This window comes from Paenibacillus polymyxa (assembly GCF_015710975.1).
Classification (GTDB): Bacteria; Bacillota; Bacilli; order Paenibacillales; family Paenibacillaceae; genus Paenibacillus; species Paenibacillus polymyxa.
The window spans coordinates 4,562,858-4,583,763 of the sequence record NZ_CP049783.1; the positions used below are offsets into that span (position 1 = coordinate 4,562,858).

The window sequence follows — 20,906 nt, forward strand, 5'->3', positions numbered from 1 at the left end:
CAAAAAAACTAATTAAACAAGCCTTTCCTAAGTACAAAAGAATTCAAGTAGGAGCTACAGTAACCGAAGTGTTAATAGACAGAGGTGCCAATTACACAAAAATTCCTTTAGTGAAATTCACAGTTGTATGCAATTCGTATGGTCTTTTTACGACAAATAGACATCAAATAAATGTAGCTGTTGATCAACTGACGAATAGGGTCTATTGGAATTTTGAGAGATTGTAATGGACGATTGGAGATGGGACTGTGATTACATTTTGGATTGGATTTTTGTTTATGATGGCACAAATGGTACACGTAGGAATTTATAAAAACCTAAAGAGAAACTTTACTTGGAATCAACTTGGCTGGTTTGTGCTGGGACTGATTGATGGAGTCTTTTTAATGTATATCCATAATCTTAGATAAGGAGTGCCTACATGAACAAGAAAAAACTTGAAGAGATATTTTATTCCAAAGAGATGGAACAGATTAGGCTTGATTATTATAACAATGCATATAATCAGGGAAAATTCGATGAAACAATGAAGAAAATGAATCCCAAAACATTGATCAATATGCATGATGGAGACTTTGAAGTCTGGAAAGGTAAGGTATGGTATTCAGATAAAGATCAGTACAACATTTCAGTTGAGGGTTACATGGGGTTTGAAACTATTCAGCAAGGCATTGAGTTATACGAAATGTTTAATGCAGAACTATTGAGATACATAGAACAAAACGGTGGTCTGAAAGGTAGGCACGAGTGGAAGAAGGTATATCATACTAGAGCAGTCGAGATATCAAACGAACATGATAGTTACTGGATTTTTCTTGATGGATACAAATCTGAAGAGATTAGTGACCTTTATTGGTATATGTGTGATGTAATTGAGCAACTGAAACGGTTAAACAAAAATTTAAATATAACTAAAATTATGAAAGAGGTAGCATATGAAAATAGTACTCGATTTACTAACTGACAGCTATAACTCATATTCATCAGAAACAATTGATTTTGAATCTTACAGTGATTCTTCGGAAGTGGAGATAAGGTTGGGAGACAGAGTGGTTGGTATTGATAAGCAAGAATTAATTAAGTCAATTGAAGCACTATGTAAGTAAAAGATGCATTTTATGAGGAGATGGGTATATGTCTTTTGACATGGAGAATTTTATGAATGAAACACAATTGAGAAACAATTTTATAGATGAGTTTAAAATGTGTGCCTACAAAGATAAGGACGGATTCCCTAATGTTTACATGGATAGAGTTTGGAGTACTATCGATAAATTGGATGAGAAATTGAAAGATAGAGTATTGTTTTGGTTTGTGACAGAGCATCTAACATTAATTAATAAATACAAGGTTACCAGTAAAATGAGAAAAGGAGATGCGACGATGAAGATTGAACGCGAAGAAGTTGTTTATACATATGAAACAGAAGAAGAAGGCTTTAATCACCAAAAACTGATGGAATCACAAGGGTGGTTATATATTAAAAATAACCTATGTTAAATAATTCGGCTTGAATCGGAGGTACAAAATGATTCAAAACTACATGGAAATCATGAATAACAAGAAAGATTCTAAACAAATTTCAGATGAAGAATATGCAAAATACATAAGCAAGCTATGGCAGTGGCAAATAAATAGTACAACAGAATATTATCAATCGGAGGATGATCATTTTTGATGATCAATAATACATATGAAATTTTTGAATCAAAATGATATTTTTCAAATTTTAAGGAAGTCTCTCAAGAAGCATTATGGCAATTTCACTAGTGAACCTAAGATTGAAATTGATGTTGATGTAATGGCTAGTAAATATGATTTTTATTCGAGAAAAATTAGTTTTAGTGGAAAGATTGTATCTTTTAAATATAGTGAGGAAATCTATAAGAGAAGACTTACTTTGAAAGAAATTGAGGGAATGATTGAATTAGAGTTAGGCGGAGAAGTAAATGTTGCAGCATACATAAATGAGATTGAAGAAGTGTTAACAAGAGATAGTTACAATAAACACACTGTTTTAGTGGCTACAGTGACAAACGAAGAACTTTTATTAGATAAAGATTGCATCATGACTTTAATCGACATAGCTATTGATATGAACGATAAAGAGTGGTTTATTGAGCTAACACATAAATATAATCAATTACAGTTGAATATGAGTTCAACTAAAGTTTGACGACATCAAGAATGCAAAATGAACAAGAATAATGTAGAACTACATTGATACATAAAATACCCAATGTTTATAAGGATTTATTGATAGTGATTTCTACGTAAAATCCTGATTTTATCATTTGCTGTGTTTTTGAAACGTATAAAAAATTAAATATAATGAAACTGTAGAATAAAAGAGATAGATGTGGTATAATCAAATTAGAAATTGAGGACACAAATGGACACAAGTGTGATGGATTGTGACAGACTGGTACATGTGTTCACACAAATTCTAAGGAGGTTATACCACTTTGCTTAATACGGTTAACTTAGATCTGGGATTTAGTTGGACTAAGGCAGAAAAGGGAGGGGTGATTTACAGACAGCCATCAATTATAGGCGAAGCAAAAGATATGTTTGATCAAAATATTGAAGCTAATCATTTTATATTTAATGATGAAATGTTTGTTGGAACTCTTGCACTTAACTACAGTGACATAAAATACTTTTCATTAAATAACAATAAGGCAGAAGCTGAAACAAGTGACATACTACTAAAGACTGTATTGGGCTATTTAGCACGAAGAGAAAGGGTTAATCTAGTTACTGGTCTTCCAATTAATTTTTATTTTAAGCAGAGAGAAGCTTTTGAGGAGAAATTGCTGGGACTGGCTGATCAAGGTGAGTACAAAATAAAAAAAGGTCGAGGAAAGAGTTTTTTAGTTCAACCAATAGTTGAGAAGTGTAAGCTAGTACCTCAAGGACTTGGAATAGTAATGGATTATTTATTAGGAGACAATGGTAAAATAGCAAAATTGAAAGCCGCTCAATTACGAATTCTGACTATAGATTTGGGGTTTTATACAATCAACCTCTTAGGGCTTGATGACTCAAAAATAATGAAAGAGTCTAAGAGTATAGTGCTAGGAGTAGAAAAAGCTTATAAATTACTACAAGCCTACATACACAAATTGACTGGGACTTCTCCAGAACTTTATGAACTAGATCCATATGTCATTTCAGGAAAATATAATGGATACGATATTTCGCCTCTTATTAAAAAGGCATTTAAATCACTTGCCATGCAAATTAAGAACGAAATTGAGAGTCTGAATATGAACTTTGATATTTATTTGGTTGCTGGTGGTGCAGCTCACTTTGTTTTTGATTACCTCGATCTTCCAAATAAAGTCTTAATGGATCAGTTTGCTCAAACAAGAGGATATCGGAAGATAGGCAAGAAATCATGGAAATAGCTGCCAAAGCAAGACTTAGACCGAAAAAAGATGATGATCTCATTCAGGCTTGGAATAGTTTGCCACCACACAAGGATAAAAGTGATATTGTAAGGGAGGCATTAAGATTATTTTTCTTTGGAGTTTATCCAACTCCCAATAACATAATTCAGACATCGGAAAAACATATAGTATTAGAAGAAGAAAAAGAGTTTACAGTAGAAAAAATTGAACAAATAATTAATGAGCAGGATTATGAGGATAGGTTTGATGAGTTATTAAATTCCTTTGAGTAGGCTTCGGCCTACAATACATACAATAAGGGAAGCTACAAGGATTAAAGTAAAATTAAAAGTTGAATATCTGAAGTTCTTAGTGAATAAGTGTTATGTTAATGGCGTTGAATATTTGAACAAACATACCTGCATGTTGTAGACCATATTAGGCATATACTGTCACAACGAGAGGTGATTACTGTGGATGAAAGCTCTAGAAGGATTACTGTTAATGAATCAAGGATCAATGTTGTTTTTAAAAGTCAGGAGGCTTATGAAGCAATATCTGAACAAAACGAAGAAATTCCATTAACCAGTAATCATTACGAATCCGCAGCAGACATATTTAAGGATTTAGACGATATGATTGGACTTGAAAAGGTAAAAGAACTTGTGTACGAAATTTATGCATTAATACAGGTACAAAAACTTAGAAGTGAAGAAGGTCTTAAAAGTAGTAATCAGGTATACCATATGATATTCAAAGGAAATCCCGGTACAGGGAAGACGACAGTGGCAAGAATAGCTTCTAAGTTGCTAAACAGAATGGGTATCCTTAGTAAAGGTCATCTAATTGAAGTAGAGCGAGCAGATTTAGTTGGAGAATACATTGGTCACACCGCACAAAAAACACGAGATCTTGTTAAGAAGGCTATGGGAGGTATTCTTTTTATTGATGAAGCCTACAGTTTGGCTAGAGGAGGAGATAAAGATTTTGGAAAGGAAGCTATAGATTGTCTTGTAAAAGTCATGGAGGATAGAAGCGATGATTTAATAATTATCCTTGCTGGATATCCAGATGAGATGGGGATGTTTCTTAGAACAAATACAGGTCTCCCATCTCGGTTTCCAATACAAATAGATTTTCAGGATTACACAACAGATGAGCTAATGTTAATTGCAGTAAAGATGGCATATGAAAAAGACTACAACATTACCTCTGATGCACTTATAAAGCTTAGAGAAATAATTCAGATTGAGAAAGACTCAAGAAGTAATTTTAGCAATGCACGTTATGTTCGTAATGTGATTGAAAAAGCGATTCGACACCAAGCTGTCAGAATAATGAGTAGACGTGTGAAGATTTCTAAGCAAAATTTAATGGATATTTTGCCACGAGATATATCAAATTCAAATGTTGAAATGAATAAAAGAGAATCTATCATATTGCCATAAATTAAATTGTATTTGTCCATAAAGAACAATCATACTTAATTAACTTAGCTAGAAATCCATCGATTGTTCTTTATGAGCCTCATAAATATTTAAGGGGGTGAGAGGTGCAAAATATTCATATCAGATTTTATTAAAATCAATATTTTATAGGATTAGGAGGTCGGTAATCATTTGTGTGTTTTGTAATTATCATAATCATCGAGACTATAGCAATATTTTTACACCAGATTGTTCGGTTAAAATTGATGACTATGTGAAAAGATCAAAAGAACTAGACCATAAGATACTCTCTAGTATGGAACATGGATTTCAAGGAAGGTATTTTGATACATATGATGTAGCAAAAAAAGAGGGCTTAAAATTCATTTTTGGCACAGAGGCTTACTGGGTAAAGGATAGATTTGAAAAAGATAATACTAATGGTCACATGTGTATTTTCGCTAAATCAGAAAAGGGCAGAAGAGATATTAATCGGATTCTTTCTGAAGCCAATGAAACAGGTTACTATTACAAGCCTCGTGTTGATTTGGATCTGATTTCAACTCTCGATCCTAATGAGGTATTTGTCACAAGCGCATGTATTGCTTTTTGGCAATATGAGGATATTGAAAAAATTGTGCTTGATTTGAACTCATATTTCGGTAAGAATTTTATGCTTGAGGTACAAGCGCACCATACAGATCCTCAACGAAAACTTCATAAAAGAATATTAGATATTTCGGCAAAGCATAATATTGAATTAATTGCAGGTTGTGATAGTCATTTTATTTATCCTGAACAAGCTAAGGATAGAAATGCTGTACTAGAAGCAAAAGGAATTCGATATGAAAATGAAGATGGTTGGTTTATGGATTATCCAGATGGTCAAACATTTAAGCAGCGCTTTTTGGATCAAGGAGTGTTAAACGAACCACAAATAGATCAAGCAATCAAGAACACTATGATCTTTATGGATTTTGATGACTATGATTCTGATTTAATTAAAGTCTTTAGTAATGACATTAAGTTACCTACCATATATCCAGATTTAACACAGGAACAGCGAGATCATAAGTATAAGCAGCTTTTAAATAGTAAGTGGAGAGAAACTAAAAGTACTATTCCAAAAGAGAAACATACAAAATACATAGATGAAATTCGAAAAGAAGGTTCGGTTGTTGTTAATACTAAAATGTCTGACTACTTCTTAATTGACCATGAAATAGTCAAAGAAGCTGTAAGTATGGGCGGTATTATCACATCCACAGGTCGTGGCTCAGGAGTTTCCTTTTATACAAATACTCTACTAGGATTTTCAAAAGTAGATAGAATTTCCGCTCCTGTACATCTGTATCCAGAAAGATTTATGAGTGAAAGCAGAATTTTGCAAACAAAATCCCTGCCCGATCTTGATCTTAATTTAGGGAATCCTGAAGTATTTATTGCTGCTCAGAAAAAAGTGCTAGGTGAGGGACATTCTTATCCTATGATTGCTTATGGAACCTTCAAACGCAAGTCTGGATTCAAGTTATATGCCAAATCACAAAGCCTTGATTTTGATATTGCAAATGAGGTGTCCAAGCAGTTAGAAAATTATGAGAACGACTTAAAATATGCTGAAGATGATGAACAAGATTTGATTGATGTATACGATTATGTTGACGAGAAGTATCATCATCTAATCAAGGAAAGTGAAAAGTATACAGGTATCATTTCAGATAAAAAGCCTCATCCATGTGGACACTTAATTTATCAAGGAAACATTAAAGAAGAAATTGGCCTTATCAGAATAAAGAGCGAATCAACTAAAAAAGAAGTAATTGCTGCCTTGATTGATGGTGATATCGCTGAACGCAAAAAATTTCTTAAGAATGATCTTCTCAAAGTAGATGTTGTAAAAACTACATATGATACTTATAAAAGAATCGGTTTACAAGTTCATTCGGAGACTGAATTGCTAGATGTAATAAAAGATAATGATAAAGTATGGGATATTTATGCCAGTGGATTAACCGTAGGAGTTAATCAAGTTGAGAAATATTCTACAACACAAAAAGTAATGAAATACAAGCCGAAAAATATTTCTGAGTTAACTGCTTTTATTGCTGCAATCCGTCCTTCTTTTAAATCAATGTATCATACATTCGAAAGTAGAAAACCTTTTGCATATGGAATAAGCAGCTTCGACAATTTAATACAAACTGAAGAAATGAAAAACTCGTTTGTATTGTACCAAGAACAAACTATGGCTACACTTGCCTATGCAGGATTTCCTTCAGACGAAACATACGGGATTATTAAAGCAATCAGTAAGAAGAAACCTGCTGTAGTAAAACCACTCAAAGAACGATTTTTGAAAGGATTTAGTGATAAAATCCTCGCTAAAGAAAACGTGACCGAACAAGAAGCATTCGATATGAGTGATAAGGTTTGGAAAATTATCGAGGATTCAAGTGGATACGGATTTAATGCAAGCCATGCATACAGTTATGCTCTTGATTCGGTCTATTGTGCATATCTCAAGAGCCATTATCCTCTCTTTTTCTATGAATCACTTCTTAGGCATTTTTCAGAAAAGAAAAATAAAGACAAATTAGGGTTACTCAAAGAAGAGATGCAAAGAGGTTTCAACATCAAAGATGGTGGCATTAAATTTGGAACGGATAACAGAAGTTTTGTGGCAGATGAAAAAACCAATTCGATTTATGCTGACTTGTCTGGTATCAAATATATGAACACAAAGATTGCAGAAGAACTTTTTGAACTAAGAGTGAATACATATGAGTACTTTATTGATTTATTGGTAGATATATCTCAGAAGACATCTGTTAACTCTAGACAGTTAAAAATTTTGATTATGCTTAATTATTTTGATGACTTCGGACATAGTGGATATCTTATGAAAATATTTGATGAATTCAATGAAGGTAAATATAAATACAAAAAAACATATGTAGCTAAAACAATTGAAACCCGACTGACTGAGTTACGAAGAATCGAGAAGGAGTTAAAAGTAAACAATGTGCCGGAGGTTTTGCCGAATGAAACAATAATGTTTCAAATTGAACATATGGGCTATGCTGATGCAAAATATCCAAATGTTAACGCGAGTTGGTGCGTTGTTACCGACTTAGATACTAAATATTCTCCTAAGCTTACTTTATACAACTTAAGACGTGGAGAAGAACGAATATTTAAAATGGACAAAAAAACATTTAATACTAGAGATGCATCGCTTAGGATCAACAAGGGCGATTTGATTGAAATAACTGGTTTTAAAAAGAAAGCAAGACAAATTCCTGATGGAAATGGTGGCTTTAAGCCAACTGACCAGATAGATATTTGGATTACTGGTTATTCAAAATACACAGACAAGGAGAAATTACATGGATAGTAAAATGAATAAGCAAAAAATTGAAGAAATATTAAATCGGAAGCTTAGCGAGAAAGAGTACAAAGAGATTGTATCAATCGTCCTAAACAAGCTTCTAGAAGAATAAATTAATGGCAAATAACCTCGACAGATTTGAAAGTCCATATCATGAGTTTAGATTTCCTGATGCACAAAATGAGGAGGTGAATAAGTTTTTAACTTGTGCAGGGTGTAATGAAGATATTTTAGTTGGAGAGGAAATATTGATCTTGTTCGACAGTCTGAGTGTCCACGATGACTATGACTGCTTAAAGAAAGCGAATGGAGCAAAAAGAATTCTTGCAGGAGAGGAATGGTAATTTGAATTTAGTAGGTCATAATATTGAGCTTGTTAAAGAATTGAAAATACATACACTAAAAAGACTTGAGATGTACAATAAATATGGATTTATAAAGGAAGATAAGTATGAGGAACTAGTAAAACTAGAAACAAATTATTTGGATGATCGACTGAAGATGATGGAGAGTTTACTATGAGTAAATACTTGTATGGATTTGACTTAAGTATGGAATGTACTGGATTAACTATTTTTGAACTCGATACAATGAAACCTATTTTAGTTACAAGTATCTCGACCTCACATTTCAAGAAATCTGCTACTCATGGACAAAAACTTAAATACATAGAAGATAGAATGTTAGAGATTATAAAACAATATCCTCCAACAGTAGTAACAATTGAACGTGGATTCAGTAGGTTTAATACAAGTACACAGGTCATATATAGAGTCCATGGAATCATTAACAAGCTTTTTTATCAAACTGAACAAATATATTATCCACCAAAAACCGTCAAGGAGGCTATTTGTCGAGGGGATGCCACTAAAAAGTATGTACAGGATACCATAAAGAAAGTTTATTCTAACATCATTTTTGAAAATGAAGACGAATCGGACTCTTTTGCGGTAGCACTCACGTATCTAATCAAGAATAAGCTAATCGAATGGAACAAATTAGAGATCAAGAAAAAAAGAACAATTAGAAAGTGTGAGTAAAAGTAGTATTTTACAGAGAGTAGATAACTATTTATAAGCCTACTTTCAACATAATTTGAAAGGAGGGAACATATTGAAAAGAAGTAACATAAATAGTTTTGAGGTTGCAATACATATTGCTGATAAAGAAGAAGCCAAACCGATTGAAGAAATAAATAATGAATTTACAATTTGGTTGGAAAATATCATGAAAAAGTATTCTCATTTAGTACCAAATGATATATAATAAATACATAAAAATAATGAAATAATTTAAATGGGAGGAACTTTATGCTCAGAACTTTGACAGGTTCAGAAAAATTCACCAAAACTGAGCTTGAAGCCTTGGTCGCTAAGATCAAGGCTCTTATTTACGCTCGTGTATCTACTGACGGACAAGTTGAAAATTATTCAATCGAGTCACAGGTTGAAAGATGTATGGACTTAGCTAAGCAAAAAGGTATTAACGAAGATGAAGTAGTGGTTCTAGTAGAAGATGGGGAATCAGGCGACAATCCTAATCGCCCTATGATTAACTATGTTTTATTCTTGTTGGAGTATGGGATTGGTGATCATGTTATTTTTCTACATCCCAACAGGATGAGTCGTTTTCTTCATTTACAAACACAACTGTCTAATCGCATATGGGGTCTTGGCAAAGATTTCTGGTTTGTTGAGTTTGATTTTGACAAATCGAGTCCAGAATCAATGTTGAACTTCAACATCCAAGGTTCTATTGCCGAATACAACAAAGCAAAGATACTAGCAGATACTAAGCGTGGCAGAATTACAAAGGTTAAAAATGGTCAAATACCGGGTTTAAACAGAATTTATGGGTATACCTATGATACTGAATTGGACACACTAGTTGAGAATCCCGTAGAAAAAGAAATTTATTTGAAGATGGTTGATATGCTTTTACATAAAGATTATAGCTGTTCTAGGATTGCCGAAGAATTATCTTTACGTAACGTGCCAGCTCCTAAAAAAGACAGATGGTATCAAGTTACGATAAGTAGAATATTTAAAAATGAAACCTATACAGGCAATTATTATTTTGGCAAAACCAAAGTAATCCATAATGCTGATGGAACAAAGAAACAAGTTCCACAACCAAGAGAAGAATGGAGAAGAATATCTGTACCTGTTTACATTGATATGGAGACATACTATAGAATTCAGAAGAGACTTGATGAACTAAATAAGAACAAACCCGGAAGACCCACAGAAGATTATTTATTACAGGGAATTTGTCGTTGTGGTAGATGTGGGGCAGCAGTATCGTCGGGTGTGACTACGAAAACTAAGAATAGGTTGCTGAAGTATTACGTTTGTCAACACAAAACAAAGAAGTCTTATGAAGTGGGGACTGGTGAATCCAATCCAATTTGCAAAGGACGTAATTGGAGAGTTGATTACGTAGATAAAATTGTTTGGGAGTACGTTAAAAATATTATATCTGAACCAACAGAATTTTTTGAACGTATAATTAAACAACAATCAGAAAACTCAAACTCTGATGAATTGCTTAAACAAAAAAAGAAATTGGAAAAGTCCCTACAGGAAAAAGAAGCGTCTCGCGAACGTTATACAGAGATGTATGCGGCTGGAATAATCAAATCAATGAAGGATTTAGAAGATAAAGTGTCAGCCGTAGATGAACAGATAAAAGATATAAAAGAGGAATTGCATACAATAGACCAAAGCTTATCGACTGTACTTAATAAGAAAAATCACATTGAATTAGTGCAAAAATCATTGAGATCATTTAAATATCTTATCGATAACGATCATATAGATACAGAGACCAAGAGAAAAGTGACGCGATTATTTATAAAAAAAGTTATACTCAATGAAGACAATAAAATAAATATTTATTTACACCTAGGATTTATTGATAACCACGAGAAAGAATCTGACAATCAACACATAAGTACCAACAATTGCCAAGGCCATGGAAGACCAAAAAAATCAATTTATTTTGATCCTCGCAGGGTATTCGGGAGAAATGGACTTTTTTTTACGGACCAATCCTGGTCTTCCTTCTCGTTTTCCAATCCAACTGGATTTTCCTGACTACACTGTGGATCAACTCATTCAAATTTCGGAGATGATGGCTAAGGAACGGGATTATATTCTCATGCCTCAGTCTATACTCAAAATGAAGGAGCATTTGCTAAATGAGCGGAATGACAGTCTCCATGCATTTAGTAATGCACGTTATGTTCGTAATGTGATCGAAAAAGCGATTCGGCACCAAGCCGTCAGGCTGCTTAATCAGTACAGGAGTGGGCAACCCGGCAAGCAGGAATTGATGACGTTGCGACCAGAGGATTTGAAAATGGACAAAAGATAGGCGATAATAGGAATCTGAATCATATCGAATTGTATGACATCGAACGAGGGCCGGCCTGACATCAGGTCGGTTTCTGTTCGAGAGTTGACATGAAAATAAAGGAGCAAACAATATGGCGAACTCCACTCATGATACACAAACCGAAATGCAGGATAAGGCGGTACTGGTCAGTCTAATTACGGATGAAGTCAAACGATCTGGCATCAATACGGAATATTCGTTGGAAGAACTGGTGAAGCTGGCTGAAACAGCGGGAGTTGAAGTGCTGAGCGTTCTCACACAGAATAGGGAATCCAAGGACTCAAAATGGTTTATTGGCAAAGGAAAAGTAGATGAATTGCGTGCAGTTGCTGAAGAATTGGGAGCGAATACAGCTATTTTTGATCAGGAGCTATCGGGAGCTCAAGTACGAAATCTTGAAGAGAGCCTGGATCTCAAAATAATTGACCGGACACAGTTAATTCTGGACATTTTTGCTCAGCGTGCAAAGACACGGGAAGGTATTATCCAGGTTGAACTGGCGCAGTTGTCATACTTACTCCCTCGACTGTCTGGACACGGTAAAAATCTTTCGCGGCTCGGTGGCGGAATCGGGACACGTGGTCCTGGTGAAAGCAAGCTAGAGACGGACCGTCGTCACATTCGTGACCGAATCAGTGATCTGAAACGCCAACTTGAGGAAGTGACGCGTCATCGGTATTTACACAGGGAGCGTAGACAAAAGGCCGGCATCGTCCAGGTGGCACTCGTTGGCTATACAAATGCCGGCAAATCAACACTGTTGAAGCAACTGACAGCTGCCGATGTATATATTGAGAACCAACTATTTGCGACGCTTGATCCTACCTCTAGAACAATGGAACTGCCGAGTGGCAAAGAAGTTATTCTCACAGATACAGTAGGATTTATTCAAAATCTGCCTCATGATTTGGTTGCCTCTTTCCGGGCCACTTTGGAGGAGGCCAATGAGGCTCATCTCATTTTACATGTCGTGGACGCCTCCTCAGACATGCGTGACGAACAAATGAAAGTTGTAGAGTCAATCCTGCAACAGCTTGGGGCTGCGGACAAGCCTCAGATCGTATTGTTTAACAAAAAAGATGCTTGCACCCCTGAGCAATTGGAAATGCTCCCTTCTGGGGAAGGCTATTTGAAAATCAGTGCTTTTGATGAAGCAGATTTGCTACGCATTCGCGAACTGGTTCAGGAGCATCTGAGCGGTGACACACTGAGATTTCGTATTCCTGCGGAACGTGGGGATTTAACATCGGTGCTTTATCGAATTGGAGATGTACTGCTGACAGAGTATGATGGCAATGATGTCATTTATGAGGTAGAAATTCAAAGAGGAGAATACGAAAAGTATGGTCATGCACTTAGTGAGTTCACAGAAAGTTAACATCTAATGATGTTTTTAGGTCCATAAGATGATAATGCTCATCGTTCGAATTGAATAACAATATAACATGATTAGCCTAAGGCTGCGGAAGAGAGAGGGTCAAGAAGGTAAATGGTAGTTTTTAGTCCGGAAATCCAGCAAATTCAGGAAACAGTAGAACATAAAATACAAGAACGTATACAGCACATAGATCATATTGTGGATGCAAATCAGTGGAAGGTCATTCAGGCCTTCCAGCGCAAGCAAGTGAGCGATTTTCATTTTGCAGGTTCAACGGGATATGCTTACAATGACCGGGGGCGTGAAGTGCTGGAAGAGGTCTATGCAGATGTGTTCGGTGCGGAGGCAGCGTTGGTGCGTCCGCATTTTGCCTCGGGAACGCATACCATCGCTACGGCTTTATTTGGTGTGCTGCGTCCAGGGGATGAGTTGTTATACATTACAGGGCGACCTTATGATACCTTACACAAAGTGATTGGTAAGCCTGGCGATGGAACAGGATCATTGCAGGACTTTGGTGTTACTTATGGAGAGACAGCGCTGACAGCAGAAGGTAAGGTGGACTGGAAAGCGGTGGAGTCCGCAATCCATGCGAACACCAAAGTGATCGGTATCCAGCGCTCACGCGGCTATGATTGGAGAGCTTCCTTTAGTGTGGCAGATATTGAAGAAATGACGGCACGAGTGAAGAAGATAAAGCCTGATGTTATTGTCTTTGTGGACAATTGCTACGGGGAATTTACTGAGAAGCTGGAACCTACCCAGGTCGGTGTCGATTTGATGGCAGGTTCGTTGATTAAAAATCCTGGTGGAGGTATTGCAGAAACGGGTGGATATATCTGCGGTAAACATCAATATGTAGAGCTGGCATCCTACCGATTAACAGCACCTGGTATTGGTGGAGAAGTAGGAGCCATGCTAGGCACTACACGGGGCATATACCAGGGGCTATTCCTTGCTCCTACATTGGTGGGGCAAGCAGTTAAAGGAAGCATATTCGCTGCTGCAGTCTTTGAAGAAATGGGGTTTGAGACCAAACCTGCTTGGCATGAAGAGCGTACGGATCTGATTCAGGCCATTTCTTTTAGCGGACCAGAACATCTAATTGCTTTTGTACAGGGCATTCAGCGCGCAGCCGCCGTGGATAGCCATGTGGTGCCAGAGCCGTGGGATATGCCGGGTTATGAGCATCCGGTTATTATGGCCGCAGGTACGTTTATACAAGGTGGAAGTTTGGAATTATCCGCAGATGCTCCGATTCGGGAGCCTTATATTGGTTACATGCAAGGCGGCTTAACCTACTCTCATGTCAAATATGGAGTACTTATGGCTCTGCAAACGATGAAAGAACGTAAATTATTGTGAGTTTTTCTAACATATCATTGACACTTTGCATCAGCTAAATGTACAATAAGGTGAATAATAGATCACTGGAAGGTTGATGACAAATGGGCGACGAAATTCGCAGAAATATGGCCTTATTTCCAATAGGTATTGTCATGAAGCTAACGGACTTGTCAGCACGTCAGATTCGTTATTATGAGCAGCATAATTTGATAGTTCCTGCCCGTACATCAGGTAACCAACGTCTTTTTTCATTTAATGACGTAGAGCGTCTGCTTGAAATTAAGGCGTTGATCGAGAAGGGTGTTAACATTGCAGGAATTAAACAAGTCATGAATCCGGTTACCAAGGAATCAGAGGAAGCTACAGTTATTACTGCAGATACGGAAGTCAAACGCCGTGAAATGTCCGATACTCAGCTTCATCGTTTGTTGAAACAACAACTTGTTGCAGGCAAAAGACCAGGACAGGTATCTTTGATCCAAGGCGAATTATCACGATTTTTCAACAAAAGATAATGCTGTGGCTTACCTTTTGGCATAAGGTTGTTTTACTTAAAAAACGGTCTCATCATTTAAGTCATTTATGTCATTTATGATACAGCCGATTTGCATATAGTCGTTACAGAAAGGGAGAGGTTAGTGTGAGTTATACCAGAGAAGATATCATTAGGATTGCGGAAGAAGAAAATGTTCGTTTTATTCGTTTGCAGTTCACAGATTTGCTGGGTACCATTAAGAACGTTGAAATCCCTGTTAGCCAGCTGGAAAAAGCGTTGGATAACAAAATGATGTTTGACGGTTCTTCGATAGAAGGCTACGTACGCATCGAAGAATCTGACATGTACTTATATCCGGATTTGGATACCTGGGTTGTTTTCCCTTGGGTAACTTCGGATCGTGTAGCTCGTTTGATCTGCGATATTTACAAGCCAGACGGCTCTCCATTTGCAGGTGACCCGCGGGGAATCTTGAAACGTGTACTTAAAGAAGCTGAAGAACTGGGCTACACTTCGATGAATGTCGGACCAGAACCTGAATTCTTCTTGTTCAAAACCGATGAAAAAGGCGATCCAACCACAGAACTGAATGACCAAGGTGGATATTTTGACCTGGCTCCAATGGATCTGGGTGAGAACTGCCGTCGTGAAATTGTTCTTAAGCTTGAAGAAATGGGCTTCGAAATTGAAGCATCCCACCATGAGGTTGCACCTGGTCAGCATGAGATTGACTTTAAATATGCAGATGCAGTAAAAGCTGCCGATCAGATTCAAACGTTCAAGCTCGTTGTTAAGACGATTGCTCGTCAGCATGGTTTGCATGCTACCTTTATGCCAAAACCTTTATTCGGCGTGAATGGCTCCGGTATGCACTGCAACCAATCGTTGTTTAAGGACAATGAAAACGTATTTTATGATGAGACGGATGAACTCGGATTAAGCCAGACAGCTCGCCACTATATGGCAGGCATTCTTAAACATGCACGTGCAATGGCAGCGATCACGAATCCAACAGTAAATTCCTACAAACGCCTCGTACCAGGTTATGAAGCGCCTTGTTATGTCGCTTGGTCTGCAAGCAATCGGAGTCCGATGATTCGGATCCCCGCATCTCGTGGCCTGAGCACTCGCGTCGAAGTTCGGAACCCTGACCCGGCAGCGAATCCTTATCTAGCCCTGGCCGTAATGCTGAGAGCAGGTTTGGATGGTATTAAACGTCAGATGGCTCTGCCAGCCCCAATTGATCGCAACATCTACGTGATGTCCGAGGAAGAGCGAATTGAAGAAGGCATTCCAAGTCTGCCTGCAGACCTGAAAGAAGCTTTGTCTGAGCTTATTCGGAGCGAGGTTATCTCTGATGCACTGGGTGATCATGCTCTGGCTTACTTCTATGAGCTCAAGGAAATTGAATGGGATATGTACAGAACCCAAGTACATCAATGGGAACGTGATCAATATCTGACGCTTTATTAATAGATAAAAACCTGTGAGTATGCGGTTTTTTTGGGAGTTGTAATGGGGGACGTTTCAGAGGAGTTTATTAATTCTTCTGGGGTGTCCCCCAAACGTCCCCCGACTTAAAATTGTTTGAGCCGAGAATTTTGCTTGTGTATTCCTCATATCTGTCTATGTTACGTTTCTCTAACTTTTTAGAAATGTGTGCGTATACATCAGATGTAATCTGCACACTACCATGACCAAGCTGCTCCTGGACAAACTTTATATCGGCTCCAGCTTCAAGCATGAGCACTGCGTAAGTGTGACGAAGAGAATGGATACGCAAAACTCCATCGAGACTAGCGCGCTTCAAGATACGCTTAAATGCGTTAAATAGTGTTGACTTCGGCATAGGACGTCCGTCATTTCTACATAGAACGAGATTTAAATCATGTCGGTACATTGTTTCTCCGAGATTAATTTTATTCTGGTTCTGCCAACTAGCATGATACTTTAGATCGTTGATTAGAGATGTACTTACACTGATTGTTCGTTTTGATTTGAAGGTTTTTGTTTCCCCGAATAGCTCGTCCTCGTTATCAGGTTGGAAATCCAAAGTTTCATTAATGTGAATTTTTTTCTCCTTAAAATTAATATCAGACCACTTTAAAGCAGCGGCTTCACCTTTACGCATGCCAGTCTCCAACAGCACCTTGAAAAATATCCAGTATATATAACCATATCCTCTTGCTGTATAAAGAAAACGAGGAATATCCTCAGAATCAATGAAATCAATAGTTTTTTGTTTCCTCTCTCCCTTAATAATTGATCCTATGCAAGGATTACGTTCTAACTTTCCTTGAATTACTGCGAGTTCTAAAGCACTGTAAACTGTTGAGTTAATTATTTCGACTGTTCTTCGGCTTAAGCCTTTTTCTAAACAAGCATCTAAAAATTTTTGGTACATATCTGGTTTTAAATCTTTTATCATTAATTGTTTAAAATAAGGCTTAATGTGTGTTTTTAGATTGTTCATATGTTGTTTAAGTGTGTTTTTTCTAACATCTCCTTTTTTATAGTTGATGATCCAACTTTCTATATAATCGACGAGAGGCATGTCAATCTGTTCGTAACCTTGTTTTATTCTCTTTAAAAATTCTGCTGCAGCTAACTCTGCTTCCGGTTTTGTACGGAATCCCCGTTCTGACTTCTCCTTTTGTTGCTGTGTAAACGGATCGGTGTACTTTAACCGATACCGCCAACCACTCTTTAATCTTTTAAAGTTTGCCATGATTATTCCTCCAATAGAACAAATGTTCCGTTTTTTGTGTATGTGAAACCGCCTCGCAGCGGTGAAAGCGCAAAGTGAATATTTAGGAAAGCTATTTCATTCAAAACAATTAATTTTTTTTGTTCTTTTTAGCATCCCAGAACATAGCTTCCATGACCCGTTTAATTTTTTCTTTGTCGTCTTCTGAGATTGGTATGCCATCGAACATTACCGGCGCATCTTCTTCAAGTATTGTTTTAAAATCCCGAATGTCCTTTGACGTGGCCCACTCTGGATATTGGCGATCATCTTTTTCGGCTTCTGTACGGCCAAGAAGGTAATCTACGGTTACATCAAAATACTCGGCTAATTTTGAAGCCACCTCAGTATTTAAAGTTCGGCTTCCTTTTTCGATATTGTATAGAAATTGAGGGGTAATTCCTAAAAATTCAGCTACTTGTACTCCTGATTTCTTTTGTGATTTTCTAATCTCTCTTATCCGGTTAGGATAACTAGACATGTCCTGTGACCGCTCCTTTTAAACTAATTGATGAATTAATGATATCAACAAATAGATTAAAATACAAACAGCAAATAGATTAAAAAGAAGCAAATAGGCGAAAAATTGAGCATATATATTAAACTATATGGATAATAATCTAAAATTCTTTTATTTGAATCTATTTGATTAATTTTACGTTTGATTTAATTAATCAAATAGATTAATATTATTTCAACGGAGGTGATGAAATGAAGGTTTCTGAACAAATGAGGCCACTTATAAATGAAAAAGGATTAAATCCTTCTGATTTAGCTCATTTAGTTGGGTGTTCCCCGCAGTACATGCACAATTTGCTAAATGGAAGTCGTCGGTGGAACGAAACCACGCTTAGAAAAGCCTGCGATGCTTTGGGATTAGAGATCAAGCTGGTTCCTAAGAAATTAAAAGAAAACAACAATTAAGGAGGGATAAACATGTTGTCAGTCAGCGTTGACGAAAAGGAAGCCTTTCAACTGGTCAAATCGAAGATAGCGGAGGTTTTAAAAGAAGCTGATGTGGAGTACGTATTTTGGGATGCGGCTGAATTAAAGCGTCGTACATGTATGAGTTGGAACTTTATACAAGAACAATTTTTCTATCATCCAGGATTTCCGAAACGGAAAGTAGGGAGCAAATGGTATTTTCCTGCGAGAGAAACGCGTGAGTTCTTGGAAAATTGGTTATTGGAACAATCTTATTAAAGAAAGGAGAACAAAACTAAATGACTACACCCAATATAGAACAACTGAATGGTGCTGCAACCAAGAATAATCTTAGCGCGATTATGACTACGCAAGAATATCCAGAAGGACGTGATCTTGCTTACGACATTCTTCGTTTACTTAACAAGCACAAAGTGTCGTATTCGCAAGCAGAGCGCATTCTTGAAAAATCTAAAGAACACGTCAAAGAATACGCTCGACTCAACGAATAATTTTATTTGAAGATAATGATTTTGTCCTCGGTGTTAATGGTGATCGGTCTTGCTGAATATCTAACACTTAAACCGGATTCAATGAATTCAATCTCTGTCACAGTATCTTCATTACATTTTATGAGCAGTGTCGTGTCGTCTTCAGAAACGAAGAGTTTGAAAAGAAGTTGGTCTAGTAATTTTCCAACCATGGAATTCAGTCATGCTAATGTGCCTCCCTTCCTGATAATTTGATAAGCTTCGACAACTTCCATTTTATCACAATAAGGAGAGTAGAAAGGAGATTTACTTTGTTAATTGACATAAATCAGATCAAAGTCAGTGATCGTATCCGCAAGGACTTTGGCGGAATTGAAGAACTGGCCCGAGATATAGAACAAAACGGACTCATCAATCCTATTGTAGTAACACCAGATTATCAGTTAATTGCTGGAGAGCGGCGACTAAGAGCGCATCAGTTTCTAGGTCGGAAAGAAGTAACGGTCAGAGTCATGGAAATAAAGGATTTTGAGCATCAACTTCAGCTTGAGATTTCCGAGAATGAACATCGTAAGGAGTTCACTTTTTCCGAGCGAGTAGAATGGGCGCGGCGACTTGAAGAGGTCGAACGCTTGAAGGCCAAAGAGCGCATGTCTGGAGGTACGGAAAATTTTCCTGACCAACCTACCGGACAAGTTCGGGATATTGTAGCGGATCAGGCAGGCTTTGGCTCTGGCAGACAGTACGACAAAGCGAAGTTTATTGCAGAAAATGCTACTCCTGAAATCATTCAACAGCTTGATGAAGGTTTGATCAGCACTCATAAGGCATTCGTAGAAACCAAAGCTCGGCTCGAAGCTGCTGTGCGTGAGGCAGAGGAAAGAGCAGAGCAGGCAGAGCGGGACAAGCTTGAGTTACAAAGACAGTACAAAGATGCCATTCCTGCTGATCAACTTGAAGATGCAGTATCTGCTGCTGTAGAGCGTCATGAGGAAGAAACGGGCATTTTCATTCGTCAAAAGGAAAAAGAGGCAGAAGCACAGCTCAAGCAACGCGATGAATATTGGAAAAACAAACTCAATGATGATTTGGAAAAAGAACGTTTAAAAGTTGAACAATTGAAGAGTGGCTACCAAAGAGCTAAAGAAGAACTTGAGAGTATCAAACTCCAGCAGCCAGACGACTTCAACGAACAGGAGGCCGCTGCTCAAATGAAGAAGCTTCGCTTTGAAGCTGACAGCAACACGATCCAAGTGAGTATCCATGTGAAACAGTTTCTGCAAAAGGTTGGAATTACTTCGTTCATGTTGGGGGCAATAGGCAGTGCAAGTAGCTCTGAAAAGAAACGGTTGTCTGAAAGTTTGGATATGTTGGAAGCCTTCATTGAACAACTTCGTCCAGCTGTTAACGGTAGAAAGGTGGTAGAAAAATGACACTAATTAATCCTAATCAGCAGCCAGATTTTTTGTCTGTAGTTGAAAAGCAAATGCAACTGACAGAAGCCCAAGGCATGGCAATTAGAGGCCTCGTAGACGGTATTAAGCAAATGCATTTGGATGTAACTGAAAAAGTGGAAGAAGTTCAGATGATGGTTCAAGAGGTTCGGGACAGTGTAACGCTGACGGACGCTGAATGCTATCAGTTGCAGGATGCAGTAAGAATCAGGTCCATTACTCTCACAAAAGATCGTTACAAGGAGACAGATGGAAAATTTAACGAAACGGTCGGAAAATATCGCCGCATGATTTGGAGTAAGTTGAAAGTTTTGTTCTCAGTCGCGAAGTACAGTCACATCCGGCGCATTGATTTTGATGATTCCATTTACTTCGTTAAAGACTTTCGTCCAGAAGACTATATCTAAGGGGTGAATGATTATGACTCTACCGGAATTGGCTCGTATCTGGTTCGAAAACGAATTACA

23 protein-coding genes and 2 pseudogenes are annotated in these 20,906 nt (G+C 37.3%); 23 read left to right on the forward strand and 2 right to left on the reverse strand.

The genetic code is table 11. The annotated features are described in order from the left end of the window. Positions 1–421 precede the first annotated feature (421 nt). From G7035_RS20860 to glnA, 18 genes and pseudogenes are all read left to right on the forward strand, one after another. Entirely contained in the window at positions 422–964 is a 543-nt protein-coding gene (locus G7035_RS20860; RefSeq protein WP_019687536.1) for a hypothetical protein, read from the forward strand. Between the two features lie 170 nt (positions 965–1,134). Continuing rightward, positions 1,135–1,500, forward strand: a complete 366-nt coding sequence (locus G7035_RS20865) for a hypothetical protein (protein ID WP_019687535.1) — start codon at positions 1,135–1,137, stop codon at positions 1,498–1,500. A gap of 28 nt (positions 1,501–1,528) precedes the next feature. Then, positions 1,529–1,678 carry a hypothetical protein gene (locus tag G7035_RS20870; protein WP_019687534.1) on the forward strand — a complete coding sequence of 50 codons (150 nt, stop codon included), beginning with the start codon at positions 1,529–1,531 and terminating at the stop codon, positions 1,676–1,678. Positions 1,679–1,693: 15 nt separating this feature from the next. Next, positions 1,694–2,176, forward strand: coding sequence for an IDEAL domain-containing protein (locus G7035_RS20875; RefSeq protein WP_019687533.1), 483 nt, complete (start codon positions 1,694–1,696; stop codon positions 2,174–2,176). A 289-nt stretch (positions 2,177–2,465) separates the two neighbouring features. Further along, complete coding sequence (locus tag G7035_RS20880; protein ID WP_019687532.1) at positions 2,466–3,410, forward strand: ParM/StbA family protein; 945 nt, start codon at positions 2,466–2,468, stop codon at positions 3,408–3,410. Further along, positions 3,401–3,685, forward strand: coding sequence for a hypothetical protein (locus G7035_RS20885; protein WP_019687531.1), 285 nt, complete (start codon positions 3,401–3,403; stop codon positions 3,683–3,685). Before G7035_RS20880 ends, G7035_RS20885 begins: the two co-directional genes overlap by 10 nt. Positions 3,686–3,865: 180 nt before the next feature. Then, positions 3,866–4,840: an AAA family ATPase gene (locus G7035_RS20890; RefSeq protein WP_019687530.1), complete on the forward strand. Its 975-nt coding sequence runs from the start codon at positions 3,866–3,868 to the stop codon at positions 4,838–4,840. Positions 4,841–5,015: 175 nt separating this feature from the next. After that, positions 5,016–8,213 carry a PHP domain-containing protein gene (locus G7035_RS20895; RefSeq protein WP_172494051.1) on the forward strand — a complete coding sequence of 1,066 codons (3,198 nt, stop codon included), beginning with the start codon at positions 5,016–5,018 and terminating at the stop codon, positions 8,211–8,213. Positions 8,214–8,323: 110 nt separating this feature from the next. After that, positions 8,324–8,551 carry a hypothetical protein gene (locus G7035_RS20900; RefSeq protein ID WP_019687527.1) on the forward strand — a complete coding sequence of 76 codons (228 nt, stop codon included), beginning with the start codon at positions 8,324–8,326 and terminating at the stop codon, positions 8,549–8,551. Between the two features lies 1 nt (position 8,552). Further along, positions 8,553–8,729, forward strand: a complete 177-nt coding sequence (locus G7035_RS20905; RefSeq protein ID WP_019687526.1) for a hypothetical protein — start codon at positions 8,553–8,555, stop codon at positions 8,727–8,729. Then, on the forward strand, positions 8,726–9,247 hold the full coding sequence (locus tag G7035_RS20910) for a crossover junction endodeoxyribonuclease RuvC (RefSeq protein WP_019687525.1): 522 nt from the start codon (positions 8,726–8,728) through the stop codon (positions 9,245–9,247). Before G7035_RS20905 ends, G7035_RS20910 begins: the two co-directional genes overlap by 4 nt. A 73-nt stretch (positions 9,248–9,320) precedes the next feature. Further along, a complete protein-coding gene (locus tag G7035_RS20915) occupies positions 9,321–9,473 on the forward strand; it encodes a hypothetical protein (protein ID WP_019687524.1) in 153 nt (50 codons plus the stop codon). A gap of 44 nt (positions 9,474–9,517) precedes the next feature. Beyond that, positions 9,518–10,615 (forward strand): annotated as a pseudogene (locus G7035_RS27495) (recombinase family protein); the annotation flags it as partial. Positions 10,616–11,171: 556 nt separating this feature from the next. Next, positions 11,172–11,582 (forward strand): annotated as a pseudogene (locus G7035_RS20925) (AAA family ATPase); the annotation flags it as partial. A gap of 112 nt (positions 11,583–11,694) precedes the next feature. Next, the gene (hflX, locus tag G7035_RS20930) at positions 11,695–12,981 is read left to right on the forward strand and encodes a GTPase HflX (RefSeq protein ID WP_013371541.1); all 1,287 of its coding nucleotides are present in this window, start codon (positions 11,695–11,697) and stop codon (positions 12,979–12,981) included. Positions 12,982–13,092: 111 nt separating this feature from the next. After that, the gene (locus G7035_RS20935) at positions 13,093–14,346 is read left to right on the forward strand and encodes a methionine gamma-lyase family protein (RefSeq protein WP_019687521.1); all 1,254 of its coding nucleotides are present in this window, start codon (positions 13,093–13,095) and stop codon (positions 14,344–14,346) included. An 83-nt stretch (positions 14,347–14,429) separates the two neighbouring features. Then, positions 14,430–14,843 (forward strand): MerR family transcriptional regulator, encoded by a 414-nt coding sequence (locus tag G7035_RS20940; RefSeq protein ID WP_007430683.1) that lies wholly within the window; start codon positions 14,430–14,432, stop codon positions 14,841–14,843. Positions 14,844–14,968: 125 nt separating this feature from the next. Then, on the forward strand, positions 14,969–16,297 hold the full coding sequence (gene glnA / locus G7035_RS20945) for a type I glutamate--ammonia ligase (RefSeq protein WP_016822091.1): 1,329 nt from the start codon (positions 14,969–14,971) through the stop codon (positions 16,295–16,297). A gap of 67 nt (positions 16,298–16,364) precedes the next feature. Here the strand turns inward: glnA and G7035_RS20950 are convergent, their stop codons facing one another. Both G7035_RS20950 and G7035_RS20955 read right to left on the reverse strand, forming a co-directional pair. Continuing rightward, positions 16,365–17,552: a site-specific integrase gene (locus G7035_RS20950; protein WP_016822090.1), complete on the reverse strand. Its 1,188-nt coding sequence runs from the start codon at positions 17,550–17,552 to the stop codon at positions 16,365–16,367. Between the two features lie 109 nt (positions 17,553–17,661). Beyond that, positions 17,662–18,051, reverse strand: a complete 390-nt coding sequence (locus G7035_RS20955; protein ID WP_019687520.1) for a helix-turn-helix domain-containing protein — start codon at positions 18,049–18,051, stop codon at positions 17,662–17,664. Between the two features lie 230 nt (positions 18,052–18,281). Between G7035_RS20955 and G7035_RS20960 the strand changes: the two genes are divergently transcribed. The 5 genes from G7035_RS20960 to G7035_RS20980 all read left to right on the forward strand — a co-directional run bounded on the left by G7035_RS20960 (position 18,282) and on the right by G7035_RS20980 (position 20,846). Further along, a complete protein-coding gene (locus G7035_RS20960) occupies positions 18,282–18,494 on the forward strand; it encodes a helix-turn-helix domain-containing protein (protein WP_017427617.1) in 213 nt (70 codons plus the stop codon). 12 nt (positions 18,495–18,506) lie between these two features. After that, the gene (locus tag G7035_RS20965) at positions 18,507–18,773 is read left to right on the forward strand and encodes a hypothetical protein (RefSeq protein WP_014599961.1); all 267 of its coding nucleotides are present in this window, start codon (positions 18,507–18,509) and stop codon (positions 18,771–18,773) included. A 20-nt stretch (positions 18,774–18,793) separates the two neighbouring features. Beyond that, positions 18,794–19,006 (forward strand): hypothetical protein, encoded by a 213-nt coding sequence (locus tag G7035_RS20970; RefSeq protein ID WP_019687519.1) that lies wholly within the window; start codon positions 18,794–18,796, stop codon positions 19,004–19,006. Positions 19,007–19,296: 290 nt separating this feature from the next. Further along, on the forward strand, positions 19,297–20,418 hold the full coding sequence (locus G7035_RS20975; protein ID WP_019687517.1) for a ParB N-terminal domain-containing protein: 1,122 nt from the start codon (positions 19,297–19,299) through the stop codon (positions 20,416–20,418). After that, positions 20,415–20,846 (forward strand): ORF6C domain-containing protein, encoded by a 432-nt coding sequence (locus G7035_RS20980; RefSeq protein WP_014599959.1) that lies wholly within the window; start codon positions 20,415–20,417, stop codon positions 20,844–20,846. The genes G7035_RS20975 and G7035_RS20980 overlap by 4 nt, the downstream gene beginning before the upstream one ends. The last annotated feature ends 60 nt before the right edge of the window (positions 20,847–20,906 follow it).

Excerpts from the sequence above, each read along its gene's own strand:
- G7035_RS20860 (WP_019687536.1), top strand. The coding sequence starts at position 422 with ATGAACAAGAAAAAACTTGAAGAGATATTTTATTCCAAAGAGATGGAA.
- G7035_RS20865 (WP_019687535.1), top strand. The coding sequence starts at position 1,135 with ATGTCTTTTGACATGGAGAATTTTATGAATGAAACACAATTGAGAAAC.
- G7035_RS20870 (WP_019687534.1), top strand. The coding sequence starts at position 1,529 with ATGATTCAAAACTACATGGAAATCATGAATAACAAGAAAGATTCTAAA.
- G7035_RS20875 (WP_019687533.1), top strand. The coding sequence starts at position 1,694 with ATGAAATTTTTGAATCAAAATGATATTTTTCAAATTTTAAGGAAGTCT.
- G7035_RS20885 (WP_019687531.1), top strand. The coding sequence starts at position 3,401 with ATGGAAATAGCTGCCAAAGCAAGACTTAGACCGAAAAAAGATGATGAT.
- G7035_RS20900 (WP_019687527.1), top strand. The coding sequence starts at position 8,324 with ATGGCAAATAACCTCGACAGATTTGAAAGTCCATATCATGAGTTTAGA.
- G7035_RS20910 (WP_019687525.1), top strand. The coding sequence starts at position 8,726 with ATGAGTAAATACTTGTATGGATTTGACTTAAGTATGGAATGTACTGGA.
- hflX (WP_013371541.1), top strand. The coding sequence starts at position 11,695 with ATGGCGAACTCCACTCATGATACACAAACCGAAATGCAGGATAAGGCG.
- G7035_RS20935 (WP_019687521.1), top strand. The coding sequence starts at position 13,093 with ATGGTAGTTTTTAGTCCGGAAATCCAGCAAATTCAGGAAACAGTAGAA.
- G7035_RS20940 (WP_007430683.1), top strand. The coding sequence starts at position 14,430 with ATGGGCGACGAAATTCGCAGAAATATGGCCTTATTTCCAATAGGTATT.
- G7035_RS20950 (WP_016822090.1), bottom strand. The coding sequence starts at position 17,552 with ATGGCAAACTTTAAAAGATTAAAGAGTGGTTGGCGGTATCGGTTAAAG.
- G7035_RS20955 (WP_019687520.1), bottom strand. The coding sequence starts at position 18,051 with ATGTCTAGTTATCCTAACCGGATAAGAGAGATTAGAAAATCACAAAAG.
- G7035_RS20960 (WP_017427617.1), top strand. The coding sequence starts at position 18,282 with ATGAAGGTTTCTGAACAAATGAGGCCACTTATAAATGAAAAAGGATTA.
- G7035_RS20965 (WP_014599961.1), top strand. The coding sequence starts at position 18,507 with ATGTTGTCAGTCAGCGTTGACGAAAAGGAAGCCTTTCAACTGGTCAAA.
- G7035_RS20970 (WP_019687519.1), top strand. The coding sequence starts at position 18,794 with ATGACTACACCCAATATAGAACAACTGAATGGTGCTGCAACCAAGAAT.
- G7035_RS20980 (WP_014599959.1), top strand. The coding sequence starts at position 20,415 with ATGACACTAATTAATCCTAATCAGCAGCCAGATTTTTTGTCTGTAGTT.